The sequence below is a fragment of the Arthrobacter sp. Cr_A7 genome, from assembly GCF_029222765.1.
In the GTDB taxonomy this organism is placed as follows: domain Bacteria; phylum Actinomycetota; class Actinomycetes; order Actinomycetales; family Micrococcaceae; genus Arthrobacter.
Genome location: NZ_JARHXQ010000239.1, coordinates 1 through 3113, shown reverse-complemented (window position 1 = coordinate 3113; position 3113 = coordinate 1). Strand labels below are relative to the sequence as shown.

The 3113-nt window shown below is 65.2% G+C and carries 3 protein-coding genes; 2 read left to right on the top strand and 1 reads right to left on the bottom strand.

Going from position 1 to position 3113, the window contains the following annotated elements; genetic code table 11:
* Positions 1–39: 39 nt before the first annotated feature.
* Positions 40–1020 carry an ABC transporter substrate-binding protein gene (locus P2Q66_RS14060; protein WP_275729056.1) on the top strand — a complete coding sequence of 327 codons (981 nt, stop codon included), beginning with the start codon at positions 40–42 and terminating at the stop codon, positions 1018–1020.
* 142 nt (positions 1021–1162) lie between these two features.
* The gene (locus tag P2Q66_RS14055; protein WP_275729055.1) at positions 1163–1561 is read left to right on the top strand and encodes a hypothetical protein; all 399 of its coding nucleotides are present in this window, start codon (positions 1163–1165) and stop codon (positions 1559–1561) included.
* Between the two features lie 22 nt (positions 1562–1583).
* On the opposite strand, the gene P2Q66_RS14050 is transcribed toward P2Q66_RS14055, so the two are convergent.
* Complete coding sequence (locus P2Q66_RS14050) at positions 1584–2825, bottom strand: HNH endonuclease signature motif containing protein (RefSeq protein WP_275729052.1); 1242 nt, start codon at positions 2823–2825, stop codon at positions 1584–1586.
* Positions 2826–3113: the final 288 nt, after the last annotated feature.

Sequence of the window (3113 nt, the reverse complement as noted above, 5' to 3'; positions counted from 1 at the left end):
CACCCGATGCATCCGCTACCTACTTCCCAAGGGGGAATCTTGGCCAACACCAGAACGAAACCCGCCGCCGTCTCGGCCCTGGCAGCAGCAGCATTGCTGGGGCTGGCGGCCTGCGCTGATCCCGGCGCGACGGCGGCGACAGCACCGTCGTCGTCCTCCGCCACAGTGGCGGGGAAGCAGTTCAACCTGTCCCCGGAGCAGGACCGCTTCAAGGTCACCGTTGACCCCGCTGCGGCGGCACTGGTCCCCGAGGCCATCAAGGCCGACGGGAAGCTCACCATCGTGAGCACCGGCGGCACTGCTCCGCTGAGCCTTTTCGCGACCGACAACAAGACCCTCATCGGCAGCGAGGTGGACATCGCCTACGCGGTGGGCGAGACGCTTGGCCTGGAGGTCGAAGCGCTTCCCGTGGCCTGGGCTGATTGGCCGCTAGGCGTTGAATCCGGCAAGTACGAGGCCGTGCTGTCCAACGTGACCGTCACCGAGGCCCGCAAGGAAAAGTTCGACTTCGCCACCTACCGCAATGACCTGCTGGGCTTCTACGCAAAGAGCGACTCAAACATCGGCGAGATCAAGGAGGCCAAGGACGTGGCGGGCAAGCGGGTCATCGTTGGCTCCGGCACCAACCAGGAAGCCATCCTGGTGCGCTGGGACGAGGAAAACAAGAAGAATGGCCTGGCGCCGGTCGAGTTCCAGTATTACGACGACGACTCCGCCTCGTCGCTTGCCCTTCAGTCGGGCCGGGCGGACCTGACCTTCGGACCCAACGCGGGCGCCGCCTACAAGGCTGCGCAGGATGGAAAGAGCAAGCAGGTGGGCACGCTCAACGGCGGCTGGCCGCTGACGGCGGAAATCGCCTTCACCACCAAAAAGGACAACGGCTTGGCCGTGGCTGCCCAGGCAGCGTTGAACGAACTGATCGAAAACGGCACCTACGCCAAGATCCTGGACCGCTGGGGCCTGTCATCCGAGGCCATCCAGAAGTCCGAGCTGAACCCGGCAGGCCTGCCCAAGAAGTAAAGGTCCTGCCGACGAAGGAATCCCCGCCGGGCACCAGCCCGGCGGGGATTTTTCGTGCCCAGTTCCGCTGGTGACGTGACCGCCGGAAACTAAGCTGTGATAGAGCGGATCCAGGTCCACGGAAGTATGAAAGGGACGAGCCATGACGGATGGGAAGTATGACATTGACGGCCGCCTGGCGCAGCTGCTGGCCGCAACCGTCCGCTCCGACCCTGATGCAACAATCGAGCTGACTGTCGTCGTTGACGGCACCATCATTTCGGGATCGGTCGCATCCGGGCAGGCCTGGGAGCGGCGGCAGGATGACCAGATCCGGATCGGCAGCCCGGCCATCGCCGACGCGCTCGCCTCCGTTGCCTCACCCGCGGACGGACAGAAACTGAACGACGATCCGTACGTCCATTTTCTTGGCCCCGTGCTCGTGACAGGGGGACGCCAGGTCCGCCTGCAGGCAACCAGGGTCGATCTGCGAAAAGTCTCCGCCTGGAGCATCGGCCGTGTGCCCGCTGATCAGGAATGGCACCGCCCTGCCTACGACTGAAGTCCCGCCGGGAGCGCAGGAACTAAAACGGCGGCGGTTCCGGCGGCTTGCCTGGATCAGGCCCCGGATGGACTTCCACGGGTTCGCTGATGTGGACGCGGCCGAATGGTGATTGCCACTCGAGGTTGCCGGACCCAGGCAACTGCCTGTACTTCCAGGCCCCTATGGACTTGAGCGCGTGGTGTCTTCGGCACAGCATTGCAAGGTTGCCGGCGTCGGTCGGTCCCCCGTCCTGCCACTCAACGGTATGGTCGGGTTCGCAAACAGAGACCGGGCGGGTACAGCCCGGGAACCTGCAGGTGCCGTCACGGCTGTGCAGGTACCGTAGCAGCGCCTTCGGCGGACGGTAAGCCGTCCGCCCAACCCCGAGGGCTTTGCCGGTGGTGCAGTCAGTGAAAAGCCGCTGCCAGTTGGGGGCCAGTGCCGCCAACTGTCGGGCGGTGGGACCGTCAATGGGCCCGTAGCCGGCAAGTTCCGCGGAGTCCAGTGTCGCTTCGCTTCCTGTGCCGCCCCCGAGTGCCAGGCCTAGGGGAATGGTCACTACCACCTCGGCCCGGAACACCCCGAGCTCTAACTCCCCGGTTCCGCCGAGGAGACGGTGGGCCAGTGCATCCGCCCGGAACTCCGGCAGCGTGCTGGAGCCGGACCGGACACCGCCCCCAACAATGGCGCCTGAGTCACGGCTATGTTCCGCAACCTTGGCCTTGATCAGCCGTGCGTCGTGGTCGAGCCCGTTGTAAATGGCCAGGCCAACCTCTGCAGGAAGGGAGGCGGTGAGGGTGCACATCCCGTCCGGCTCGGGTGAGAACCACACACCGCGTTCGCGGTGGGCGGCTGCTTTCCGGGCGGCGAGGCTCTCTGGATGGAGCCGCTCACGCAGCCTGCGCAGGCAGCTGCGCAGTTCGACGGCGGTGCGGAGACGGCCGTGGCGGGTCCGCGTCCGTTGCAGGGCCACCCGCGAGAACTTTTCAGCGTGCCCGGCAGGCAGGACGCGCGCCTGTTCGAGGATGGTCCGTGCGTGCCCGTTGGAAATCTTTCCTTCTTCAACCGCTTCAAGAACTTCCCATTGGGACGTGGTCAGTTCTGCGGCTTCATTCAAGGAGCGTGCGGCTGAACCTTCGGAGACGGCGCAGGCGGTAGCCACCTCTGTGACGGCGAGCGCATGGGCCTCGTCCCCGCCAAAACGCACGGGCTGCTCCTCCCGCCTCACCGGGGTCTCTTCGCCAACGGCCTCTTCGACCCGGGCCAGGGCACGCGTTTTCATGGCCGTTCCCCAGGCAATGAGCCGGTCAGCTGATGCGACGAGCCGAAGAGCTTCGTCAGCCGCGAGGAAGGAAGGGAGTGGAAAGCTTACAGTCCCGACCAGAAGTGAATCCCCATCCGCAAAGGCGACAGCAGGAACCCAGGCATCATCAACCTCCGGGGCCGTTTGATGCCGCATCCGCTGCCCTCCTTCTGAGACGTCTGGCTTTCCTTATCCGGACGCTTCCAGCCTAGGTGCGGGGTCTGACAAACGCCTCACAGATGCTGCTCCCACACCGTCAGCTGCAGC